The sequence below is a fragment of the Streptococcus oralis subsp. oralis genome (assembly GCF_002096435.1).
Taxonomy (GTDB): domain Bacteria; phylum Bacillota; class Bacilli; order Lactobacillales; family Streptococcaceae; genus Streptococcus; species Streptococcus oralis_AA.
Window position 1 is genome coordinate 530,794 of the sequence record NZ_NCUI01000025.1, and the last position, 23,243, is coordinate 554,036.

The 23,243-nt window shown below is 39.8% G+C and carries 19 protein-coding genes, 2 tRNA genes and 1 pseudogene; 18 read left to right on the forward strand and 4 right to left on the reverse strand.

Features of this window, described 5'->3' with window-relative positions; translation table 11 throughout:
• Nucleotides 1-32: 32 nt before the first annotated feature.
• The 4 genes from B7723_RS08860 to B7723_RS08875 all read right to left on the reverse strand — a co-directional run bounded on the left by B7723_RS08860 (nt 33) and on the right by B7723_RS08875 (nt 4,784).
• Nucleotides 33-1,115, reverse strand: coding sequence for a M24 family metallopeptidase (locus tag B7723_RS08860; RefSeq protein ID WP_084849475.1), 1,083 nt, complete (start codon nt 1,113-1,115; stop codon nt 33-35).
• Between the two features lie 127 nt (nt 1,116-1,242).
• A complete protein-coding gene (gatD, locus tag B7723_RS08865; protein WP_084849474.1) occupies nt 1,243-2,025 on the reverse strand; it encodes a lipid II isoglutaminyl synthase subunit GatD in 783 nt (260 codons plus the stop codon).
• Nucleotides 2,025-3,368, reverse strand: a complete 1,344-nt coding sequence (gene murT, locus B7723_RS08870; RefSeq protein ID WP_084849473.1) for a lipid II isoglutaminyl synthase subunit MurT — start codon at nt 3,366-3,368, stop codon at nt 2,025-2,027. The genes gatD and murT overlap by 1 nt, the downstream gene beginning before the upstream one ends.
• Before the next feature lie 99 nt (nt 3,369-3,467).
• Entirely contained in the window at nt 3,468-4,784 is a 1,317-nt protein-coding gene (locus tag B7723_RS08875) for an FAD-containing oxidoreductase (protein WP_084849472.1), read from the reverse strand.
• A 349-nt stretch (nt 4,785-5,133) separates the two neighbouring features.
• Between B7723_RS08875 and B7723_RS08880 the strand changes: the two genes are divergently transcribed.
• The 18 genes and pseudogenes from B7723_RS08880 (at nt 5,134) to B7723_RS08970 (ending at nt 23,233) form a co-directional block, all read left to right on the forward strand.
• Nucleotides 5,134-6,711 (forward strand): DEAD/DEAH box helicase, encoded by a 1,578-nt coding sequence (locus B7723_RS08880; RefSeq protein WP_084849471.1) that lies wholly within the window; start codon nt 5,134-5,136, stop codon nt 6,709-6,711.
• Between the two features lie 282 nt (nt 6,712-6,993).
• On the forward strand, nt 6,994-7,782 hold the full coding sequence (gene codY, locus B7723_RS08885) for a GTP-sensing pleiotropic transcriptional regulator CodY (protein ID WP_084849470.1): 789 nt from the start codon (nt 6,994-6,996) through the stop codon (nt 7,780-7,782).
• Nucleotides 7,782-8,357, forward strand: a complete 576-nt coding sequence (locus B7723_RS08890) for a cysteine hydrolase family protein (RefSeq protein WP_084849469.1) — start codon at nt 7,782-7,784, stop codon at nt 8,355-8,357. The genes codY and B7723_RS08890 overlap by 1 nt, the downstream gene beginning before the upstream one ends.
• A gap of 80 nt (nt 8,358-8,437) precedes the next feature.
• Nucleotides 8,438-8,523: transfer RNA gene (locus B7723_RS08895), tRNA-Leu, on the forward strand.
• 272 nt (nt 8,524-8,795) lie between these two features.
• On the forward strand, nt 8,796-9,407 hold the full coding sequence (locus B7723_RS08900; RefSeq protein ID WP_084849468.1) for a CPBP family intramembrane glutamic endopeptidase: 612 nt from the start codon (nt 8,796-8,798) through the stop codon (nt 9,405-9,407).
• Between the two features lie 134 nt (nt 9,408-9,541).
• The gene (locus B7723_RS08905) at nt 9,542-10,819 is read left to right on the forward strand and encodes an ABC transporter permease (protein ID WP_084849467.1); all 1,278 of its coding nucleotides are present in this window, start codon (nt 9,542-9,544) and stop codon (nt 10,817-10,819) included.
• 12 nt (nt 10,820-10,831) lie between these two features.
• Nucleotides 10,832-11,479: an ABC transporter ATP-binding subunit Vex2 gene (vex2, locus tag B7723_RS08910; RefSeq protein WP_000173736.1), complete on the forward strand. Its 648-nt coding sequence runs from the start codon at nt 10,832-10,834 to the stop codon at nt 11,477-11,479.
• 50 nt (nt 11,480-11,529) lie between these two features.
• The gene (gene vex3 / locus B7723_RS08915) at nt 11,530-12,909 is read left to right on the forward strand and encodes an ABC transporter permease subunit Vex3 (RefSeq protein WP_084849466.1); all 1,380 of its coding nucleotides are present in this window, start codon (nt 11,530-11,532) and stop codon (nt 12,907-12,909) included.
• A gap of 142 nt (nt 12,910-13,051) precedes the next feature.
• Nucleotides 13,052-13,708 carry a response regulator transcription factor VncR gene (gene vncR, locus B7723_RS08920; protein ID WP_084849465.1) on the forward strand — a complete coding sequence of 219 codons (657 nt, stop codon included), beginning with the start codon at nt 13,052-13,054 and terminating at the stop codon, nt 13,706-13,708.
• Entirely contained in the window at nt 13,705-15,027 is a 1,323-nt protein-coding gene (gene vncS, locus B7723_RS08925; protein WP_084849464.1) for a sensor histidine kinase VncS, read from the forward strand. Before vncR ends, vncS begins: the two co-directional genes overlap by 4 nt.
• Nucleotides 15,028-15,172: 145 nt before the next feature.
• Nucleotides 15,173-16,054, forward strand: a complete 882-nt coding sequence (locus tag B7723_RS08930) for a class II fructose-bisphosphate aldolase (protein ID WP_001019005.1) — start codon at nt 15,173-15,175, stop codon at nt 16,052-16,054.
• Nucleotides 16,055-16,302: 248 nt separating this feature from the next.
• Nucleotides 16,303-16,789: pseudogene (locus tag B7723_RS08935) on the forward strand (IS630 family transposase); the annotation flags it as partial.
• Between the two features lie 367 nt (nt 16,790-17,156).
• Nucleotides 17,157-19,157: a hypothetical protein gene (locus B7723_RS08940; RefSeq protein ID WP_239827356.1), complete on the forward strand. Its 2,001-nt coding sequence runs from the start codon at nt 17,157-17,159 to the stop codon at nt 19,155-19,157.
• A 794-nt stretch (nt 19,158-19,951) separates the two neighbouring features.
• Nucleotides 19,952-20,944, forward strand: coding sequence for an ABC transporter ATP-binding protein (locus B7723_RS08950; RefSeq protein WP_084849462.1), 993 nt, complete (start codon nt 19,952-19,954; stop codon nt 20,942-20,944).
• Between the two features lies 1 nt (nt 20,945).
• Nucleotides 20,946-21,764 (forward strand): ABC transporter permease, encoded by an 819-nt coding sequence (locus tag B7723_RS08955; RefSeq protein WP_084849461.1) that lies wholly within the window; start codon nt 20,946-20,948, stop codon nt 21,762-21,764.
• A gap of 1 nt (nt 21,765) precedes the next feature.
• Complete coding sequence (locus tag B7723_RS08960; protein ID WP_000760729.1) at nt 21,766-22,551, forward strand: ABC transporter permease; 786 nt, start codon at nt 21,766-21,768, stop codon at nt 22,549-22,551.
• A gap of 100 nt (nt 22,552-22,651) precedes the next feature.
• Nucleotides 22,652-22,724 (forward strand) — tRNA-Thr (locus B7723_RS08965).
• A gap of 191 nt (nt 22,725-22,915) precedes the next feature.
• A complete protein-coding gene (locus tag B7723_RS08970; protein ID WP_084849460.1) occupies nt 22,916-23,233 on the forward strand; it encodes a LiaF transmembrane domain-containing protein in 318 nt (105 codons plus the stop codon).
• The last annotated feature ends 10 nt before the right edge of the window (nt 23,234-23,243 follow it).

The following is a 23,243-nucleotide window of genomic DNA, read 5'->3' on the forward strand; positions in this document are numbered from 1 at the left end:
GCTTCAATAGCTGACTTTTTGCTTGTCTATATTTAATCAAAATAAAGCAAATCTTTGCTGGTGCTTGTAAAGAGGTCAAAGCCATCCTTGGTAACAACACCGCAGTCTTCGATACGAACACCGACTTTACCAGGGATATAGATACCAGGTTCAACAGAGAAACACATGCCTTCTTCAATGACCATGTCGTTTCCTTCCATGATAGAAGGGAATTCGTGGACATCCATACCGATACCGTGACCGAGACGGTGGTTGAAGTACTCACCATAACCAGCTTTTTCAATGACTTCACGGGCAGAGCGGTCAACTTCATGTGCAGTCACACCTGGCTTGATGAAGTCAAGGGCAGCTTGTTGGGCTTCAAGTGTCAAGTTGTAAATGTCTTTCTTGAATTGGTCTGGTTTACCGACAGCGACCGTACGAGTCATATCTGAGGCGTAGCCATTAACCATGACACCGAGGTCAAAGAGGAGAAGGGCGTCTTTTTCGACCTTGTTTGCACCAGGAATGCCGTGTGGATTTGCAGCGTTATCGCCAGTCAAGACCATGGTATCAAAGCTCATTTCATAGCCTTCACGTTTCATGGCAAAGTCGATTTGGGCAATGATGTCTGTCTCAGTCTTATCAAGAGAAATATTGTCAAAACCAACTTTTACAGCCTTATCAGCATAGATACCTGCAACCATCATTTTTTGCACTTCATCAGCTGATTTGATGAGGCGCATGCGTTGGATGCGAGGAGTGAGGTTTTCAAACTCAGCAGTCTCAAAGACTGTTTTCAAACCATGGTATTTGGTCAAGATGAGGTTGTCAAACTCAACAGCGACACGTTTGAAGTCGTGCTGAGGCAAAGCATTTTTGATTTTTTGCCATGGATTTTCAGAATCCACATAGCCTACAACTGGGAAAGAGACAGTGCTGCTTGCACGCTCAATCTCAAGGGCTGGGACAAAGAGGAGAGGTTCCTGATCTGCTAGAACAAAGAGGAACATTTGGCGTTCATGGGGATCACTGTAAAAGCCAGTGAGGTAATTAATAGTGACGGGGTCAGATACGACAGCGACGTCTAGTTTTTCTGATTCAAGATATGTTACGATTTGTTGTAATTTAGACATATGCTACCTTCTTTCTACCCCTCTATTTTGGCAAAAAAAGAGAGAAAATGCAAGAGAGAAGGGTAAAAGAACAGGCAAAAAGAACTCCGACAAGATAGGGGAGTTCTTTTATCTAATTTTCCTTAGTTTAAGAAAAGTCAGCCTTGCTTTTCACGTCGCTGTATTCTTCAGCGATTTCTTGACTGAGGATGTCCTCATAGGCAGGGAGTTGGATATCCTGACCGTATTTCTTCTTGAGGGCAGTAGTAACCAGGCGATAAGCTAGATTGGCATTGCGAGAGAGGATAGGTCCGTGGAAGTAGGAACCAAAGACATTCTTGTAATGAACCCCTTCGCCGATCTTTTCTTCGTTATTTCCATTTCCATAGACAACCTGACCCAGCGGTTTTTGGTCATCAGAAAGGAAGGTACGACCTTGGTGATTTTCAAAGCCGTAGTAGGTTTCATCGAATTCGTCATTATGAATCTTGATGTCACCGATAAAGCGGTTATTGGTCTGGTTGAGGGTATAGTGGCCCATGACACCGAGCCCTTCGATGCGTTTGCCTGAAGCTTCAACATAATATTGCCCCAATAGTTGGAAACCACCGCAGATGGCTAGAACTACTCCGTCGTTTTGGATGTAGTTGTCAATGCTCTCTTTCTTAGCAGGTAGATCGCCTGCGATGATGCTTTGTTCAAAGTCTTGACCACCGCCGAAAAAGGCAATATCATAGTAGTCTTCATTAAAATCATCATGAAGTGAAACGATGTCAACCGTCACATGGGCCCCTAGTTTTTCAGCCACATACTTGAGCATGAGGATGTTTCCATTATCCCCGTAGGTATTCATGAGGTTTCCGTAGAGGTGGGCAATGTTGAGCTGATAAGGGTAGTTGCCAGCTTTTGAGGAAAGTGAAGTATAAACCATTAGTTCATCTCCTTTCTAACAATCTGACGACTAGCCAGCAGTTCGCGGAATTCTAGCATAGCAGTATAGGTAGCCAGGATATAGGCATGCTTACAATCTTGGTTCTCAATGGTCTTGAGAACTTGTTCCAGATTGCTTGTTTCAGTGATTTTCTCAGCTGGATAGCCTGTCACTCGTAGACGACGCGCGATTTCAGAATGACGAACACCACCAGCGTTGATTTCAGGAATGTCCATGTCAGCAATTTGTTCAAAGTCAGCATCCCAGATCCAGCTAGTGTCAATCCCATCGGCATAGTTGGCGTTGAGAAGGACAGATAGGCTAAATGGATAAGGCGCTAGTTTGATCATCTCGATAGCCTGAGTTGCACCGACTGGATTTTTAATCAAGACGAGAGTACATTCCTTATCACCGATATGGAAGGTCTCCTGGCGCCCGAATACAGCGCGACTCTTGTCAAATCCTTGCTTGATCCGTTGCGAATCTGCACCGAGGAAACGGGCGATGGCAACTGCAGCTAGAGCATTGTAGATGTTGTAGAGTCCACCGATTTGGATGCCGTATTCCTGGCCGTCAATGACAAAGCGGGAGCGATTGTTGGTCAATTCAACCAAGTCTGTCAGACGGTAGTCCAAGTCAGGACGTTTGCAACCACAATTTTCACAGATATAGGCACCCAAGTTGGCATAGGTATTGTGCTCATATTTGAGGATGCCTTGACAGTCAGGGCAGAGAATACCTTCGGTATTGTAGTGAGCCAGTTGGGCTGGCCCTTTTTCCAAGTCAAAACCAAAATACTGAACAGGATTTGGAATAGCTGGCTTGTAGAAAAGTGGACTGTCACCGTTAAGGAGAACAGTAGCCGTAGGCACCTTACGAATGGCATCCAAAATCATGTTATAAGTCGTGTAAATCTCACCGTAGCGGTCCATCTGGTCACGGAAAATATTAGTGATGACAAAAAGGCTAGGATGGATGTAGTCACAGATACGAGATAGACTGGCCTCGTCGATTTCGAGGACAGCAATATTTTTTCCAGTTTTAGAGGATTTGGCAGTCAAGAAGGTTGTCGTAATCCCTGTGATCATATTGGCACCGCTTGGGTTGGTCAGAACTTGACCATAAACCTCTTTTAAAATGCCGACAGTGAGGGCAGTTGTCAGGGTTTTTCCATTGGTTCCAGTGACCACGACAATCTCGTAGTTCTTAGCAAGGTTTTGTAAAATATCTTTATCAAATTGAAGGGCAAGTTTTCCTGGGAGCGTACTTCCACGGCCAAGACGGCTTAAAATGAAGTGAGAAGAACGCCCAGCAAGAAGGCCCAAAGTAGTTTTTAATTTCATGTTTCTATTATATCATAAAAGAAAGAAAAGACAGATTTGAGATTTCGCAGAAGCAAAAACAGCCCCAATAGGGCTGTTAGCTCACAAATCAGTCTCAACTTAAATCGCAAACAAGTCATTCAAGTTCTCAGCCAAGGTTGGGTGAGTGAAGATTTGTTTTGTGAAGTAAGTGTAAGGAATCTTGTTGTCCATGGCAACAGTGATGATGTTGATGATTTCTTGAGAACCTTCTGAGAAGATGGTTGCTCCAAGAATTTCTTTTGTTTCAGTATTGACAACAGCTTTGAAGGCTCCGCGAAGGTCTCCGTTTACGTGACCACGAGGCATGGCAGCAACAGGGATTTCCTTCACTGCGTATGGAAGTTTCAAATCAGCTGCTTGGCTTTCCGTCAAACCAACTTGTGAAAGTGCAGGTGTGATGAACATGGTGTTTGGCACATTGAGACGGTCTTCAAGAGTGTAGCTACCATCTCCAGCAAGGTAACTATAGACAACACGGAAGTCATCAAGTGAGATGTAGGTAAATTGAGGTCCACCGTTGACGTCTCCAACTGCGAAAACACCAGGAACGTTTGTTTGACAGTGTTTGTCAACCTTGATAGCACCACGTTCCGTTAGTTCAATATCGGTATTCTCAAGTTGAAGTGGTTCGACGTTTGGTTTACGTCCAGTTGCATAGAGAAGGGCGTCGAAACGGTAAGTTTCGTTTTCAGTTACGACAAGGACTTGGTCACCGTCGTTTTTGATTTCAGTAGTACGGATGTTTTGAAGCAATTCAATACCGTCTTCTTCCATGTATTGTTTAGCAAGAGCTGCGATGGAAGGTTCTGCACGAGGTAGGAAAGTATCCAAGGCATCTAGGACTGTAACTTTGCTTCCAAGTTTGTTGTAAAGACCTGCAAATTCAAGACCGATATTTCCGCCACCAAGGACACCAAGTTTTTCTGGCAATTTGTCCAAGTTTTGGATACCTGTCGAGTCAAAGACATTCTTACTTGTAGCAAGTCCAGGGATTGGCAAGACGTTTGAAACAGCACCAGTGTTGATAACGATAGTTTCAGCAGTCAGTTCTTGTTTTTCATCACCAGCCTGGATTTCGATGACTTTATTTGAAAGGAAGTGAGCTTCCGCATCAAAGATGTCCACACCTGTACCCGCAACAGTAGCATAGTTTTTACCATTGAGGCGACTAGTGATAGTATTTTTGGTAGCAATGACTTCTTCAAAAGACAAGTCTTTCTCAGCAGCAACTAGCAAGGTTTTAGTTGGGATACATCCGATGTTGATACAAGTTCCACCGTACATAGCTTTGCTACGTTCAACGAGGGCAACTTTTTTGCCAGCTGAAGCCAATTTACCAGCTAGTGTTTTACCAGCTTTACCAAATCCGATAACGATTAAATCATATGTTAACATTTATAGTCCTCCTATTCGATTTTCATTCTAGCATAAGAAAACACTTTTTGCACAAATCTGCTACGGGAAATGAAGTGAGCTTGAAATGGTCCCTTCAAATCCTTTGAAAAAGAAGTTTCAGGCCACTTTACTGTTAAAAAATCGTTTACATGATTTTCCTAAAGGATTCTACTATCTTTTGCTTCTCTCTTGTGTTATACTAGATAGGTTGCAAAGAAACTCGTACTTTTCTTTCGTGGAAAAGAAGCAACACGGTATCTCTTTTTTGTAGAAGATACGTCATGAAAAGAAAAGTATAAACTAAAGCCCTATAGGGTGGCTTCGCACCACCTTTAGAAAGAAGAATAACGTGAAATTTAATGAATTTAACTTGTCTGCTGAATTGCTAGCAGAGATTGAAAAAGCTGGATTTGTAGAAGCCAGTCCCATCCAAGAACAGACCATTCCATTGGCTCTCGAAGGAAAAGACGTTATCGGTCAAGCTCAGACAGGTACAGGAAAAACTGCAGCCTTTGGCTTGCCAACTCTTGAAAAAATCCGTACAGAAGAAGCGACCATCCAAGCCTTGGTTATCGCTCCAACTCGTGAGCTCGCTGTTCAAAGTCAAGAGGAACTCTTTCGCTTTGGCCGTAGCAAAGGAGTGAAAGTTCGCTCAGTTTACGGTGGTTCCAGCATTGAAAAACAAATTAAGGCCCTTAAATCTGGTGCCCACATCGTGGTCGGAACACCAGGCCGTCTCTTGGACTTGATTAAACGCAAGGCCTTGAAATTACAAGATATTGAAACGCTTATCCTTGACGAAGCGGATGAAATGCTCAACATGGGCTTCCTTGAAGACATCGAAGCCATCATTTCCCGTGTCCCTGAAAATCGTCAAACTTTGCTCTTTTCAGCAACCATGCCAGATGCTATCAAACGTATCGGTGTTCAGTTTATGAAAGACCCTGAGCATGTCAAGATTGCTGCCAAGGAATTGACAACAGAGCTGGTTGATCAGTACTATATTCGTGTCAAGGAACAAGAAAAATTTGATACTATGACCCGTCTCATGGACGTGGAACAACCAGAACTCGCTATTGTATTTGGTCGCACCAAACGCCGTGTGGATGAATTGACTCGTGGTCTTAAAATCCGTGGCTTCCGTGCAGAAGGAATTCATGGTGACTTAGACCAAAACAAACGTCTTCGTGTCCTTCGTGATTTTAAAAATGGCAATCTTGATGTTCTAGTTGCGACAGACGTGGCAGCACGTGGTTTGGATATCTCAGGTGTGACCCATGTCTACAACTACGATATTCCACAAGATCCTGAAAGTTACGTTCACCGTATCGGTCGTACAGGTCGTGCTGGTAAGTCAGGTCAATCTATTACCTTTGTTTCTCCAAATGAAATGGGCTACCTTCAAATTATTGAAAACTTGACTAAGAAACGCATGAAAGGCTTGAAACCAGCGACAGCAGAAGAAGCCTTCCAAGCTAAGAAACAAGTAGCGCTCAAGAAAATCGAACGAGACTTCGCAGACGAAGCTATTCGTGGGAACTTTGAGAAATTTGCTAAAGATGCTCGTAAGTTAGCTGCAGAATTTAGTCCAGAAGAATTGGCTATGTATATCTTGAGTCTGACAGTCCAAGATCCAGACAGCCTTCCTGAAGTGGAGATTGCGCGTGAAAAACCACTGCCATTTAAACCATCAGGTAATGGCTTTGGTGGTAAAGGCAAGGGAGATCGAGGAGGCCGTCGTGGAGACGACCGTCGAGGTCGTGATCGCCGCGGCAATGGTCGCCGTGATGACTTCAAGAAAGGCAGTCGTGGAAGCGACCGTTTTGATAAAGATAGACGTTACCGTAATAAAGACAATAAAAAACCTCGCAACACTTCAAGCGAAAAGAAAACCGGTTTTGTTATTCGTAACAAAGGAGACAAATAGAAAAAAGCGATTCACAGTGTGAATCGCTTTTATATATAAGGAGACCGATAGTAAAAGAAGATGGCGATAGTAAAGGATAGGTGAAACGGAAAGGGATTTATCATGTCATCTTCTTATGATGTTATAATATCAAAAATAAAATAGGATGTCAATAAAAAAATCGCTTTTTTTCTAAAATATTTTTGCTGTTCAAAATTGCAATTAAATAAGCAATTTTCAGATAATTATTGAAATAAAGACTTTTCTATGTTATAATGGAAGCGATTATATGCGAGGTAAAAAATGGCACATTTATTAGAAAAAACAAGAAAAATCACGTCTATTCTAAAGCGCTCTGAGGAGCAACTCCAAGATGAACTTCCTTACAATGCGATTACACGCCAGTTAGCTGATATTATTGACTGTAACGCTTGTATTGTGAATAACAAGGGACGTCTCTTGGGCTACTTTATGCGTTATAAGACCAATAATGACCGTGTAGAACAGTTCTTCCAAACCAAAATCTTCCCTGACGTCTATGTACAAGGGGCAAACATGATCTATGATACAGAAGCCAATCTTCCTGTTGAACATGATTTGACCATTTTCCCTGTGGAGAGCCGTGCGGACTTTCCAGATGGTTTGACGACCATCGCTCCGATTCATGTATCAGGGATTCGTCTAGGTTCTTTAATCATTTGGCGCAATGACAAGAAATTTGAAGATGAAGATTTGATCCTTGTCGAGATTGCGAGCACGGTTGTGGGAATTCAACTCTTGAACTTCCAACGCGAAGAAGACGAGAAAAATATTCGCCGTCGTACGGCTGTTACTATGGCGGTCAACACCCTTTCCTATTCAGAACTTCGTGCCGTATCAGCTATTTTAGCTGAATTGGATGGAAATGAAGGGCAGCTGACGGCATCAGTTATTGCAGATCGTATTGGCATTACACGCTCAGTGATTGTCAATGCGCTTCGTAAATTGGAGTCTGCGGGAATTATTGAGAGTCGTTCATTAGGAATGAAGGGGACTTATCTCAAAGTTCTAATTGGTGATATTTTTGAGGAAGTGAAAAAGAGGGACTACTAATGGCAAAGGCTTTAATCTCAATTGACTATACAGAGGATTTCGTAGCAGACCATGGAAAGCTAACTGCTGGAGCGCCTGCTCAAGCCATATCAGAAGCAATCAATCGCGTAACCAGACTGGCTTTTGAACGTGGGGATTATGTCTTTTTTACCATTGATGCTCATGAGGAGAAGGATACATTCCACCCAGAAAGTAAGCTTTTTCCACCACACAACATCATCGGAACTAGTGGGCGTAACCTTTATGGCTCCCTAGCTGATTTTTATGCTGAGCATGAGGCGGATAGTCGCGTCTTTTGGATGGACAAACGTCACTATTCAGCTTTTTCAGGAACGGACTTAGATATCCGTTTGCGGGAACGTCGGGTTGATACTGTTATCCTAACAGGTGTTTTGACGGACATTTGCGTCCTTCATACGGCTATTGATGCTTATAATTTAGGTTATCAAATCGAGATTGTCAAGCCTGCAGTTGCCTCTATTTGGCCAGAAAATCATCAGTTTGCTCTTGGGCATTTTAAGAATACATTGGGAGCAAAATTACTGGATGAAAACCTTGCTGAAATTGAACAATAAGCCTGTTGGAAAAATGAAAAAAATCTGAAAAAAGTGTTGACAAAGATTTTGAAAGTTGATATACTAGTAAAGTAATCGACGCGGGGATGGCGGAATTGGCAGACGCGCAGGACTAAGGATCCTGTGACCGCTTTAGGTCGTGAGGGTTCAAGTCCCTCTCTCCGCATAGGGTAAGAGTTAGCTTTTGCTAGCTCTTTTTTTGTTAGCACGCATAGTGATTATTCAACAAGAGAGGTCTACCTTTCTTGTTTTTTTCTTTTCTTTTAAATAGTGCTATAATACAGATAGAAAGTAACTGCAAAAAGTCTTATATGAAAGATCATCGAGTAATGGATACTAATAGGCTTGGTTAAAACGGATATATAAGGTAGGAAAGGAGGAGTAGATAGTCATTTGGTATTTGAAATGAGTATTTCAAAAGTGTAAAGGAGGATTACGATGGTTAATGAACTTCAACGAATAATGAGCGCCTTTATTCAAATTCTCTTTATTATTTTACTACCTTCTATCTGGTGGTTTATGACTATGAGGGGGAAAGTTCCATTTATGGAATGGATCGGACTAAAAGCTATCAAAAGAGTAAAAACTTTGCATCTGATTTTATGGATGGTGGGGGGATTTTCCTTATTTACTATTTTTTCTATCCTTATCTTTCCTCTTTCTCGTGGTCTAGAAACAGCTACTTCGGCTTTTTCTGCTATGGGTTCTAAGGCTTTACCAAGTATTCTAATTTACAGTATTTTGCAAACATCTTTACCAGAGGAATTATTATTTAGAGGTTTTCTACTGAAACGAATGGCAAATCACATGCCGTTTGTCTTTGCAAATACCATACAGGCCTTCGCTTTTGGATTGCTTCATGGAGTGTTGTTTGCTTCAGTAGTGAGTTTGGGAGTCACTTTTTTCATTGTATTTTTTACTGGAGCAATAGCAGCTTATCTTGGTTTTGTTAATGAAAAGATAGCAGGAGGATCAATTTTACCAAGTTGGCTAATGCATGCCACAGCCAACATCCTCTCTGGTTTAGTTTCTGCATTTTCTTTGCTTTGAGTGGATACAGTTATAAAAATGGAGCTGGTAGAAATACCAGCTTTTTTTCAAAAAATAAATCAAAAAGTTTTTTCGATTTCATAAACATTTCATATTTGGATTTTATAATAGTCTTACAAATATGGAGGTGACAAATGAATCCAATCCAAAGAGCTTGGGCTTATGTCAGCAGAAAACGACTGAGAAGTTTTATTTTATTTCTGATTTTATTTGTCCTTTTAGCAGGAATTTCAGCCTGTTTGACTCTGATGAAGTCCAACAAAACAGTAGAAAGCAATCTTTACAAATCACTCAATACATCTTTTTCTATCAAAAAGATAGAAAATGGTCAGACCTTCAAGTTGTCTGACCTAGCATCCGTGAGCAAGATTAAGGGACTGGAAAATGTCTCTCCTGAACTCGAAACGGTCACAAAACTGAAAGACAAGGAAGCGGTGAGTGGTGAGCAGAGCGTCGAACGTGATGATTTGTCAGCTGCAGACAAGAACTTGGTTAGCTTAACGGCTCTCGAGGATTCATCCAAGGATGTCACCTTTACCAGTTCGGCTTTCAATCTAAAAGAAGGGCGACACCTTCAAAAAGGGGACTCCAAGAAAATCCTGATCCACGAAGAGTTGGCTAAGAAGAACGGTCTTTCGCTTCATGACAAGATTCGCTTGGATGCTGGTCAGTCAGAAGCTGGAAAAGGGCAAACAGTAGATTTTGAAATTGTCGGCATCTTTTCTGGAAAAAAACAAGAGAAGTTCACAGGCTTGTCTTCTGACTTCAGTGAAAACCAGGTCTTTACAGACTATGAAAGCAGCCAAACCCTTCTGGGAAATAGTGAACCGCAGGTCAGTGAAGCGCGCTTCTATGTAGAAAATCCTAAGGAAATGGACGGACTAATGAAGCAGGTGGAAAACTTGGCTTTAGAAAGTCAAGGCTACCAAGTCGAGAAGGAAAACAAGGCCTTTGAACAAATCAAAGACTCAGTTGTGACCTTCCAAACCTTCCTGACCATCTTCCTTTATGGGATGTTGATAGCAGGAGCAGGAGCCCTAATTTTGGTCTTGTCCCTCTGGCTGAGAGAAAGGGTCTACGAAGTGGGAATTCTTCTGGCACTTGGAAAAGGTAAGAGTTCGATCTTCCTCCAATTCTGTTTAGAGGTAGTGTTGGTATCTCTTGGAGCTTTGCTTCCATCCTTTATCGCTGGAAATGCCATCACATCCTATCTGCTCCAAACTGTACTAGCCAGTGGAGACCAGGCAAGCTTACAGGACACGCTGGCCAAAGCAAGCAGTCTTTCAACTAGTTTCCTATCCTTTGCAGAATCCTATGTTTTTCTAGTCCTACTTAGTTGCTTATCAGTAGCCCTTTGTTTCGTATTTCTATTTAGAAAATCGCCGAAAGAAATTTTATCATCTATTAGTTAAGAAGGAGAAATCATGACTTTATTACAATTGCAAGATGTTACCTACCGTTATAAGAACACTGCTGAAGCAGTATTATATCAGATCAAGTATAATTTTGAACCCGGAAAGTTTTATAGTATCATTGGTGAGTCAGGAGCAGGAAAATCCACTCTCTTGTCCCTGCTTGCTGGTCTAGATAGTCCTGTCGAAGGTTCTATCCTTTTCCAAGGAGAGGACATTCGGAATAAGGGATATTCTTACCATCGCATGCACCATATTTCCCTGGTTTTTCAAAATTATAACTTGATAGATTATCTTTCTCCGCTGGAAAATATCCGCTTGGTCAACAAAAAAGCAAGCAAGGATACACTTCTTGAGCTTGGTTTGGATGAAAGTCAGATCAAGCGGAACGTTCTCCAGTTATCAGGTGGTCAACAGCAACGTGTAGCCATCGCTCGCAGTTTAGTATCAGAAGCTCCAGTTATTCTAGCTGATGAGCCAACAGGAAATCTGGACCCTAAAACTGCCGGAGATATTATCGAACTGCTCAAATCACTTGCTGAGAAAACAGGTAAATGTGTGATCGTCGTCACCCACAGTAAGGAAGTGGCACAAGCGTCAGATATTACACTTGAATTGAAGAATAAGAAACTGACTGAAACTCGCAACACTACAAAATAAGATGAGCTTGTTTTGATAGAATTATGAAATCAAATCTAGAAAGGGAACCTATGTTACACAACGCATTTGCCTATGTCACAAGGAAGTTTTTCAAATCGATTGTTATCTTCCTGATTATTCTCCTCATGGCGAGCTTGAGTTTGGTCGGTTTGTCGATCAAAGGAGCTACTGCCAAGGCTTCTCAGGAGACCTTTAAAAATATCACCAATAGTTTCTCCATGCAAATCAATCGTCGCGTCAATCAAGGAACGCCACGTGGTTCTGGGAATATTAAGGGTGAGGATATCAAAAAAATCACCGAAAATAAGGCCATCGAGTCTTATGTTAAACGCATCAACGCTATCGGAGATTTGACTGGATACGACCTCATTGAAACGCCAGAAACCAAGAAAAATCTCACTGCAGACCGTGCCAAACGGTTTGGAAGCAGTTTGATGATTACAGGTGTCAATGACTCCTCTAAAGAAGACAAGTTTGTCTCTGGCTCATATAAGCTAGTTGAAGGTGAGCACCTAACCAACGACGACAAGGACAAGATCCTCATGCACAAGGACTTGGCAACTAAACACGGTTGGAAGGTAGGGGATAAGGTTAAACTGGACTCTAATATCTACGATGCAGACAATGAAAAAGGGGCCAAGGAAACAGTTGAAGTGACAATCAAGGGACTCTTTGATGGTCACAATAAGTCAGCAGTAACCTACTCACAAGAACTCTATGAAAACACAGCTATCACAGACATTCACACTGCTGCAAAACTTTATGGATACACAGAAGACACAGCTATTTATGGGGACGCAACCTTCTTTGTAACAGCAGACAAGAACTTGGATGACGTCATGAAAGAGTTGAATGGTATCAGTGGTATCAACTGGAAGAGCTACACACTTGTGAAGAGCTCCTCTAACTACCCAGCTCTAGAGCAATCCATCTCTGGTATGTACAAGATGGCCAACCTCCTCTTCTGGGGTAGCTTGAGCTTCTCAGTTCTTCTCCTTGCACTTTTGCTCAGCCTTTGGATCAACGCCCGTCGCAAGGAAGTGGGAATTCTCCTCTCTATCGGTCTCAAGCAGGCAAGTATCTTGGGGCAATTCATCACTGAATCTATCCTGATTGTCATCCCTGCTCTTGTTTCGGCTTACTTCCTAGCCAACTATACAGCTCGTGCAATCGGAAACACCGTCCTTGCCAATGTTACTTCAGGTGTTGCCAAGCAAGCCAGTAAGGCTGCTCAAGCCTCTAATCTTGGTGGTGGTGCAGAAGTAGATGGCTTTAGCAAGACCTTGTCGAGCTTAGATATTTCCATTCAGACATCAGACTTTATCATCGTCTTTGTCCTTGCTTTGGTTCTAGTGATTCTCGTTATGGTGCTTGCTTCAAGCAATCTCCTTAGAAAACAACCAAAAGAGCTCTTGCTCGATAGCGAATAAAAAACTTGCTACCTATTCTCCCCTAAATGGGGTATAATATAGGTAGCATTTTTATCTATTTCATCTTGATAAGGACTCTTCCTATCAGGATGAAACAGAGAAGATTTACAAGAAATTTAAAGGAATGTGAAACGTTTTTTCTATGAAAATTTTAATTGTAGAAGATGAAGAGATGATCCGTGAGGGAATCAGTGACTATTTGACGGATTGTGGTTATGAAACCATTGAGGCAGCAGATGGACAAGAAGCTCTGGAAAAATTTTCCAGCTATGAAGTTGCTCTAGTACTACTGGATATCCAGATGCCCAAGCTTAATGGCCTAGAAGTCCTAGCGGAGATTCGTAAGACCAGTCAGGTACCTGTCTTGATGTTGACCGCCTTTCAGGATGAGGAATATAAGATGGGCGCCTTTGCATCTCTGGCAGACGGCTATCTGGAAAAACCCTTCTCCCTCTCCCTCTTAAAAGTGAGGGTAGACGCGATTTTCAAGCGCTACTACGATACAGGAAGAATCTTCTCTTATAAGGATACCAAGGTGGACTTTGAGAGTTACAGCGCAAGCCTCGCAGGAGAAGAAGTGGCCATTAATGCCAAAGAGTTGGAAATTCTGGACTATCTGGTGAAAAATGAGGGACGGGCCTTGACTCGTTCTCAGATTATCGATGCTGTCTGGAAGGCAACAGATGAGGTTCCCTTTGATCGTGTCATTGATGTTTATATCAAGGAACTGCGGAAAAAGCTAGACTTGGATTGCATCCTCACTGTGCGCAATGTTGGTTATAAATTGGAGCGAAAATGAAACGAACAGGTTTATTTACAAAGATATTTATCTATACCTTCTCGATTTTTAGTGTTCTGGTTATTTGTCTTCATTTAGCCATTTATTTTCTCTTTCCCTCGACTTATCTAAGCCATCGTCAAGAAACCATTGGTCAGAAAGCGACAGCCATTGCCCAGTCCCTGGATGGAAAAGATAGGCAGAATATTGAGCAAGTGTTGGACTTGTATTCCCAGAGCAGTGATATCAAAGGAGCTGTCAAGGGAGAAATGACCGAAGACAAGTTAGAAGTCAAGGACAACCTTCCTCTGGACACGGATCGCCAGACCACTTCTCTCTTTATCGAGGAGCGTGAGGTGAAAACGCAAGATGGTAGCACTATGACTCTCCAGTTTTTAGCTTCCATGGACTTGCAAAAGGAAGCAGAGCAGATCAGTCTCCAGTTTCTTCCCTATACTTTGTTGGCATCCTTTCTGATTTCTCTTTTGGTGGCCTACATCTACGCTCGGATCATTGTTGCACCGATTTTGGAAATCAAGCGGGTGACCCGTCGAATGATGGATTTGGATGCCCAAGTGCGATTGCGCGTGGATTCTAAGGATGAGATAGGTGATCTCAAGGAACAAATCAATAGCCTTTACCAGCATCTCTTGACTGTCATTGCGGACTTGCATGACAAGAATGAAGCTATTCTCCAGCTGGAGAAGATGAAGGTTGAGTTCCTACGAGGGGCTTCTCATGAACTGAAAACACCTCTGGCTAGTTTGAAAATCCTAATCGAAAATATGAAAGAAAATATCGGTCGTTATAAGGATAGAGACCACTATCTTGGAGTTGCCTTGGGGATTGTGGACGACCTCAGTCACCACGTTCTCCAGATATTGTCTCTTTCTTCTGTTCAGGAATTGCGAGACGAGAAAGAAGAGATTGACCTCCTTCAGATGACGCAAAGTCTGGTCAAAGATTATGCTTTACTCGCCAAGGAGAGAGAACTCCAGGTAGACATTAGCCTAACCCATCAACAGGCTTACATAAACCCATCTGTCATGAGACTAATCCTATCGAATCTCATCAGCAATGCTATCAAGCACTCCACTCCTGGTGGCTTAGTCCGCATCGGCGAGAGAGAAGGGGAACTCTTTATCGAGAATAGCTGTAGTCCTGAAGAACAAGAAAAACTGGCCCAGTCTTTTTCTGACAATGCTAGTCGCAAGGCTAAGGGTTCAGGGATGGGACTCTTTGTGGTCAAAAGTTTATTAGAACATGAGAAATTACCTTATCATTTTGAGATGCAAGATGATCGCTTGACTTTCTTCATACGTCATCCCAAAGTCACTTAGGACTAAGAAAAAGAAAGGGTTTACATTGATTGGATTGGAAGAAATTCAATCTAAAGTATGGGAAAAACTAGCTTTTTTTATCAAAAAGTGATAAAATGAACAATGTAAATGGGATGTCCCAAAAAATATATAGGAGGCCTGACAAATGGCAATCGTTTCAGCAGAAAAATTTGTCCAAGCAGCTCGTGACAACGGTTATGCAGTTGGTGGATTTAACACAAACAACCTTGAGTGGACTCAAGCTATCTTGCGTGCAGCAGAAGCTAAAAAAGCTCCAGTTTTGATCCAAACTTCAATGGGTGCTGCTAAATACATGGGTGGTTACAAAGTTGCTCGCAACTTGATCGCTAACCTTGTTGAGTCAATGGGTATCACTGTACCAGTAGCTATCCACCTTGACCACGGTCACTACGAAGATGCACTTGAGTGTATTCAAGTTGGTTATACTTCAGTTATGTTTGACGGTTCACACCTTCCAGTTGAAGAAAACCTTGAAAAAGCTCGTAAAGTTGTAGAATTTGCTCACGCAAATGGTGTATCAGTAGAAGCTGAAGTTGGAACTATCGGTGGTGAAGAAGACGGAATCATCGGTGATGGTGAATTGGCTCCAATCGAAGATGCTAAAGCAATGGTTGCAACTGGTATCGACTTCTTGGCAGCTGGTATCGGTAACATCCACGGTCCATACCCTGCAAACTGGAAAGGTCTTCACCTTGACCACTTGCAAAAATTGACTGAAGCTGTACCAGGCTTCCCAATCGTATTGCACGGTGGTTCAGGTATTCCTGATGACCAAATCCAAGCAGCTATCAAACTTGGTGTTGCGAAAGTTAACGTTAACACTGAATGCCAAATCGCATTCGCTAACGCAACTCGTAAATTTGCTCGTGACTACGAAGCAAACGAAGCAGAATACGACAAGAAGAAACTCTTCGACCCACGTAAATTCTTGGCTGACGGTGTAAAAGCTATCCAAGCATCAGTTGAAGAACGTATCGACGTATTCGGTTCAGAAGGTAAAGCGTAATCTAGCTGAACAATACAGAAAGAACCTGCCCATTGGGTGGGTTTTTGTGTTTTCTTTTATAGAGAATATACTTAAGACTACTATATCCAAAGTTGCTAAATTAATGTAATTATTCTAAGACTACCCTTGGCGAACGAATATAATAACTTTACGCCTGTTTTCAAAGGAAATCACTGTCTTTCCCAAAGTAAATTGGAACATCTAATTTTTTAGGAATGCTGAGTAGCTAAATGAATGATAGAACTTTCAAAAAAATTAATAGTTTAAAGCACTTAGCACCTGTTTATATTGATGAAACGGGATTCGATACTTATTTTTATCGAGAATACGATCGCTTATTAAAAGATCAGTTAATAGGAGGTGAAGTGTATGGAAGAAGGTATCAGAGGATTTCTTTGGTTGTAGGTCTAACAAATAGTGAGTTAATCGCTCCAATGACTTACGAAGAGACGATGACGAGCGACTTTTTTGAAGCTTGGTTTCAGAAGTTTCTCCTACCAATATTAAATACACCATTAGTTATTATTATGGACAATGCAAGATTCCATAGAATGGGTAAGCTAGAGCTCTTATGTGAAGAGTTTGGGCATAAAATTTTACCTCTTCCTCCCTACTCACCTGAGTACAATCCTATTGAGAAAACATGGGCTTATATCGCAAAGCACCTCAAAAAGGTATTACCAAGTTGTAATACCTTTTTTAGAGGCTCTTTTGTCTTGTTCTTGTTTCAATTGACTATAGTATTAACCATCTAAAGAATTACTTGATTGGTTAGAACAGGCAATTAATAAAATTGGAGATAGAGGCACTAAAAATAATGTGGCAAATTCTTACATTTGCTTACTTCATTTCTATTATATCAAAGCAATTTTACAAGTTTAAGACAGGTAATTCTGGCACTTATTTTATTTCTTTCTGAAACCTAAGTATAATAGTTACATTTTTATGAGTTTGTAGATCTAATGCAAAAAACATATGTTTGTTATGATATAATAAAGGTGCTTGTTTCTTAGATTTATAAATAGTAGTTTTCGTTTTTTATGAATGCTCATTTAATATTAGTAGCAAATATAATAGTTCTTTAGGGGGATAGTAAAGTATTATGGATATTTTATTTGATAAATTATTAGTTGTATCATCATTTTGTTTAAGAAAAATTGGCAATTTAGTTGGTTTTATTATTGGAGTTGTAATACATCCAATTAAAAATATTGCGATTTGGATAACATTGTTACTATCATCATTCTTGATAGTAGGAAACGTTTCTATTCAATTAGAAGGTAAAGATATGTTTTTGATGTCAGTTGGTCTAGTTTCAATAATGATATTTATATCAAGTTTTCTAGAGAGACAGACAGTTGATATTGATAATAAAGATAATTTCTATTTAGGGTACAATATAAAGAAAATAAAATTTCATGATAATTTCTGGTTAAGAAGATTTAATGAACTCCCGGTTACCCTTCTATTTTGGCTGATCGCTAGTTTCCCAATCATTGTTATCTGTTCACAGTTGAAATTCAATTTCGAAATATTAAATAATGTATTCAAGAGTGTAAATGAAATTATAGAATATATTAAAGTGATTTGGCTTTCTGCGTTTGTGGTCATTTCAACTTATTGTACGGCGCTTTTGATAGAGTCAGTAGCATTATCAAGTAAAACCTTTTCACAAAGTTATTTATATAAAACTACTAATTTATATGAAGAATTAAAAATAAGAGCAGAAATTGAACAGTCTTTTAAAAACCTATTCAATAACATTTTTAGTTTTAAAACTATAGTAAGACCAATGGTAGGATTAGAGGATGACTTACAATTTAAAATTGAAAGAGTAATTGATTACATTATAAATAGGGGTACAGATGTTAGTTCAAATGAAGAAGAATTACATAAATTCTATAATCTTGCATTTCATTGTGAATCAGAAAAAATAGACGCTTTAATAAAAAGAATAAAGAAGTATTATGAAACTGAAGAAAATAAAAAAATAAGGTATATAGTTCATGCTATTTTACTTAAAAGAAATCTAGACATTATTTACTGGTATTATATACACAAGTGGAGTATCTTAAATCGTTTAAAGGTAATGCCTACAGAAACTGTAAATCTTGCAATAATAGATTTATGGAAATTACATGATATAGAAAATAACTTTTATGATAGTGAAGATTATCAAGATATTTTTTGGCAAATCTGCAATGAAGATATAAATGGTTTTAGATTGCCGTTTGGAATTCATAAATCAAATCAAGATGATCTAAAAAGGAATTATTGTATTTATAGGATATATTTAGTAATGATAGAAAGAGTAAAGGATATTAACTTTTTAAATCAGCTGAAAAATCCTAAAGATATGATGGATTTATTGAATGTTTTGAATGAGATTGATAAAAAAGGAAAAAATAGCACGTATTTTTCAGATATTTTTTCAATTCTTTTTTCATGGACTATTGATAGCAAAGATAAAGATAACAATTTTATTGATTTATTCTCAAAAATGATGAGTGATGAGCACATGCCAGTATATCTCATGAACAAACGGGTTAATCATAGTAAAAATATTTTATTGAATGGAGGATATAGCCAAGATTTGTTTGATGATAATGCTATAGACTATCTTTTGATGTTTATGAAATTAGAGGATATTATTTTTGTATTGATTTTCTGTCTAGCTCATTCAGAACGGTCTCATAAAGAAGTAATGAAGATTGAAGAATTTAAAATATGGAAAAAATCTATTCATAGACAATATATGAAAGAAAACATCGAAGATTTAAGAGAATCAGAATTTTTATGTAAGTTATGTGAAAATCTAATGGTGTCTCAATTTATTTCTAAAAAATTTATTAAATGGATGTGGGAGTCAATATTTAAACCATTTGATGAAAATTTGTATGAAGAATTTATGAAGCTTGGTGAAGATGGGACTAGAAGTAATTTTAGCTTAGATAGATATTTTGTTGTCAGATTGCTATTATGTAGTTATGATAATAGATCGGCCTCGCTTTATGATTTTAAAGAAGATAATAAACATAAAATTGAAAAAGAATTAAGCAGTATTAAAGTAATATTGGAAAATGAAAATATCTATTTATTCTAAGGTAATAATGAAGTAAAGTAAACTGATAGAGGAATAGATAGTAAAAAGAAGTTTTTGTTGTCTGAAAACTGATCATGTACTATAGGAAACATATTTTCTTTCTCCATCAATTATAGAAAAATTTTTTCATATTATTCTAGTATTGTAGTACTACAAAAATTAATATAATGATCGTGGTGTATTGTATATATTAGGATAACTCTCTACCATATTAGGTCATATGTTTTGTGGCAAATTCAACTTAAGATTTTGCCCCTATTTTGCCAAACTTTTTTAAGAACTAAAGGGAATAATGAAGCATATTTCTAATACAGTGTGGGTAGAAGAATGCCTGAATATAGCTCTTTTTATTGTATGAGGAAGTATAGTAAATAAATGATTTATGTTCAGAAGGTAAAGCATAATCTAGCTGATCAATACATACGTAACCTGCCCATCAGGCAGGTTTTTTTGGTGTTTTAAGGAGACTATTAAGCCAGAATTTTGGACTAATACTCTTCGAAAATCAAATTCAAACTACGTCAGTTTCACCTTGCCTTACTCAAGTACAGCCTGCGGTTAGCTTCCTAGTTTGCTCTTTGATTCTCATTGAGTATAAAAATATCACTTTAAGAGAAAAATTTTCAATTCCATAAACTTTGGGCAAACGCTTGCATTCCATTTTTTATTGGACTATAATAGGTTGGTATAAAGCCTTCTGTAATAATAAAATTTAGAGGGTTTAGAAAGTAAGGATTTAGAATTTTTGTAGTCAAAAATACAATGTTGCTATTCCTTACGGTAGGGAGATAGATATGGCAATGATAGAAGTGGAACATCTTCAGAAAAATTTTGTGAAGACAGTGAAGGAGCCGGGGTTAAAGGGAGCTTTGCGCTCCTTTATTCATCCTGAAAAGCAGACCTTTGAAGCAGTCAAGGATTTGACCTTTGAAGTTCCAAAAGGCCAGATTCTAGGCTTTATCGGAGCTAATGGTGCTGGGAAGTCAACAACCATCAAAATGCTGACAGGAATTTTAAAGCCGACATCGGGCTATTGTCGGATTAACGGCAAGATTCCGCAGGACAATCGCCAAGACTATGTCAAGGATATTGGGGTTGTCTTTGGACAACGCACCCAGCTATGGTGGGATTTGGCTCTGCAAGAGACCTACACGGTTTTAAAAGAGATTTACGATGTGCCAGACTCGCTCTTCCATAAGCGCATGGACTTTTTGAATGAAGTCTTGGATTTGAAGGACTTTATCAAAGACCCTGTGCGAACTCTTTCACTTGGCCAACGGATGCGGGCGGACATTGCGGCTTCCTTGCTCCACAATCCTAAGGTTCTCTTTTTAGATGAACCGACCATTGGTTTGGATGTTTCCGTTAAGGATAACATTCGTCGCGCCATTACTCAGATCAATCAAGAGGAAGAGACCACTATTCTCTTGACCACTCACGACTTGAGCGACATTGAGCAACTTTGTGATCGGATTTTTATGATTGATAAGGGGCAAGAGATTTTTGATGGAACGGTGAGTCAGCTCAAGGAAACTTTTGGCAAGATGAAGACTCTCTCCTTTGAACTGCTACCTGGTCAAAGTCATCTCGCCTCTCACTATGAAGGCCTACCTGATATGACCATTGATAGACAAGGAAATAGCCTCAACATTGAATTTGATAGTTCCCGCTACCAGTCAGCTGATATTATCAAGCAAACTCTGTCTGATTTTGAGATTCGCGATTTGAAGATGCTGGATACGGATATTGAGGATATTATCCGTCGCTTCTACCGAAAGGAGCTCTAAGATGGTCAAATTTTGGAGACGTTATAAACCCTTTATCAATGCAGGTGTTCAGGAGTTGATTACCTATCGAGTCAACTTTCTTCTTTATCGGATTGGCGATGTCATGGGGGCTTTTGTGGCCTTTTATCTCTGGAAGGCTGTCTTTGATTCCTCGCAAGAGTCCTTGATTCAAGGCTTCAGTATGGCAGATATCACCCTCTACATCATCATGAGTTTTGTGACTAATCTTTTGACCAGGTCTGATAGCTCCTTTATGATTGGGGAGGAGGTCAAGGATGGTTCCATTATCATGCGCTTGCTGCGACCAGTGCATTTTGCGGCTTCGTACCTCTTTACAGAGCTTGGATCTAAGTGGTTGATTTTTATCTCTGTTGGACTGCCATTTTTAAGTGTTATTGTCTTGATGAAAATCTTATCTGAGCAAGGGATAGTAGAAGTGCTGGGACTAACTACCCTTTATCTTTTTAGCTTAACGCTGGCCTATCTGATTAACTTTTTCTTTAATATCTGCTTTGGATTTTCAGCTTTTGTGTTTAAAAATCTATGGGGTTCCAATTTACTTAAGACTTCCTTGGTGGCCTTTATGTCTGGAAGTCTGATTCCCTTGGCTTTCTTTCCAAAGGTGGTTTCAGATATTCTGTCCTTCTTGCCTTTTTCATCCTTGATCTACACTCCTGTCATGATCATTGTTGGAAAATACGATGCTAGTCAGATTCTTCAAGCGCTTTTGCTCCAGTTTTTCTGGCTCATAGTGATGGTGGGCTTGTCTCAGTTGATTTGGAAACGAGTCCAGTCCTTTATCACCATTCAAGGAGGTTAGTATGAAAAAATATCAGCGTATGCATCTGATTTTTATCAGGCAATACATCAAGCAAATCATGGAATACAAGGTGGATTTTGTGGTTGGTGTGCTAGGAGTTTTTCTGACTCAAGGCTTGAACCTCTTGTTTCTCAATGTCATCTTTCAACACATTCCATCACTAGAAGGTTGGACTTTTCAAGAGATTGCTTTTATCTATGGTTTTTCCTTGATTCCTAAGGGATTGGACCATCTCTTTTTTGACAATCTCTGGGCACTAGGGCAGCGCTTGGTGCGAAAGGGAGAATTTGACAAGTATCTGACTCGTCCTATCAATCCTCTTTTTCACATTCTGGTTGAGACCTTTCAGATTGATGCCTTGGGTGAACTTTTGGTCGGAGGTATTTTGCTAGCGACAACAGTATCAAGCATTGCTTGGACTCTTCCCAAATTCCTGCTTTTCCTAGTCTGTATTCCTTTTGCGACCTTGATTTATACTTCCTTGAAAATCGCGACTGCCAGCATCGCTTTTTGGACCAAGCAGTCAGGTGCTATGATTTACATTTTTTATATGTTTAATGATTTTGCCAAGTATCCGATTTCCATTTACAATTCTCTTCTTCGTTGGTTGATTAGCTTTATCGTACCTTTCGCCTTTACAGCCTACTATCCAGCTAGCTATTTCTTGCAGGACAAGGACGGGCTCTTTAACATTGGTGGGTTAATTGTGATTTCTCTTGTCTTTTTTGTCATTTCTTTGAAACTCTGGGACAGGGGCTTGGATGCCTACGAAAGTGCCGGTTCGTAAAAGGAAGAAACTCAAAGCCTTGTCTCAGGACAGGCTTTTTCTAATGGAGATGAAAATTTCTTGACATCTATTCTCAGAGTGCTATACTAAAAGGGTAATCGCCGATTTAGCTCAGTTGGTAGAGCAACGCACTCGTAACGCGTAGGTCACAGGTTCAAGCCCTGCAATCGGCAGAATCAAGAAGCCCATTAGGGCTTTTTTTTCTTTTATCACGACTATTCAACCACTTAGACAGAGATATTGACCAGATAGGCAAAAGGGCTTGTTCTTGAAAAATTCCTCTGCTATAATGGTTCATGTAAGGGGCGTGAGGGGTTAGTATCAGACAACTCAAGAACCAAAAAAAGAAAATGGAGACATAAAAATGAAAAAATTATTGGGACTTGTATTTTTAGTAGCAGCAGCGCTAGTATTATATTTCGGATCTGTTGGATGGCCAAGTTTGGATGTCAACCTCTGGTCACTTATTCCGGTAGGATTGTTCCTCTATTTCACGATAGAAAACTTTTTGAAAAAAGACTACAAGTCTAGTCTGATGTGCTTGATCATTGCCTTTATCATTGCAAATGCTATTTTTGATCTCTTGCCAATTTCTAGTGGTTTGGTAATTGGTGCTGGTGTGCTAGCTTGTGTAGGACTTGGCTACCTCTTTCCTGATAAAGATAAAAAAGAAGGCAAATAAATAGTCTCGA

Excerpts from the sequence above, each read along its gene's own strand:
- B7723_RS08960 (WP_000760729.1), top strand. The coding sequence starts at position 21,766 with ATGAAAAAATATCAGCGTATGCATCTGATTTTTATCAGGCAATACATC.
- B7723_RS08860 (WP_084849475.1), bottom strand. The coding sequence starts at position 1,115 with ATGTCTAAATTACAACAAATCGTAACATATCTTGAATCAGAAAAACTA.
- B7723_RS08930 (WP_001019005.1), top strand. The coding sequence starts at position 15,173 with ATGGCAATCGTTTCAGCAGAAAAATTTGTCCAAGCAGCTCGTGACAAC.
- B7723_RS08950 (WP_084849462.1), top strand. The coding sequence starts at position 19,952 with ATGGCAATGATAGAAGTGGAACATCTTCAGAAAAATTTTGTGAAGACA.
- B7723_RS08955 (WP_084849461.1), top strand. The coding sequence starts at position 20,946 with ATGGTCAAATTTTGGAGACGTTATAAACCCTTTATCAATGCAGGTGTT.
- vex3 (WP_084849466.1), top strand. The coding sequence starts at position 11,530 with ATGTTACACAACGCATTTGCCTATGTCACAAGGAAGTTTTTCAAATCG.
- codY (WP_084849470.1), top strand. The coding sequence starts at position 6,994 with ATGGCACATTTATTAGAAAAAACAAGAAAAATCACGTCTATTCTAAAG.
- B7723_RS08970 (WP_084849460.1), top strand. The coding sequence starts at position 22,916 with ATGAAAAAATTATTGGGACTTGTATTTTTAGTAGCAGCAGCGCTAGTA.
- B7723_RS08940 (WP_239827356.1), top strand. The coding sequence starts at position 17,157 with ATGGATATTTTATTTGATAAATTATTAGTTGTATCATCATTTTGTTTA.
- vncR (WP_084849465.1), top strand. The coding sequence starts at position 13,052 with ATGAAAATTTTAATTGTAGAAGATGAAGAGATGATCCGTGAGGGAATC.
- gatD (WP_084849474.1), bottom strand. The coding sequence starts at position 2,025 with ATGGTTTATACTTCACTTTCCTCAAAAGCTGGCAACTACCCTTATCAG.
- murT (WP_084849473.1), bottom strand. The coding sequence starts at position 3,368 with ATGAAATTAAAAACTACTTTGGGCCTTCTTGCTGGGCGTTCTTCTCAC.
- B7723_RS08875 (WP_084849472.1), bottom strand. The coding sequence starts at position 4,784 with ATGTTAACATATGATTTAATCGTTATCGGATTTGGTAAAGCTGGTAAA.
- B7723_RS08905 (WP_084849467.1), top strand. The coding sequence starts at position 9,542 with ATGAATCCAATCCAAAGAGCTTGGGCTTATGTCAGCAGAAAACGACTG.
- B7723_RS08890 (WP_084849469.1), top strand. The coding sequence starts at position 7,782 with ATGGCAAAGGCTTTAATCTCAATTGACTATACAGAGGATTTCGTAGCA.
- B7723_RS08900 (WP_084849468.1), top strand. The coding sequence starts at position 8,796 with ATGGTTAATGAACTTCAACGAATAATGAGCGCCTTTATTCAAATTCTC.
- vex2 (WP_000173736.1), top strand. The coding sequence starts at position 10,832 with ATGACTTTATTACAATTGCAAGATGTTACCTACCGTTATAAGAACACT.
- vncS (WP_084849464.1), top strand. The coding sequence starts at position 13,705 with ATGAAACGAACAGGTTTATTTACAAAGATATTTATCTATACCTTCTCG.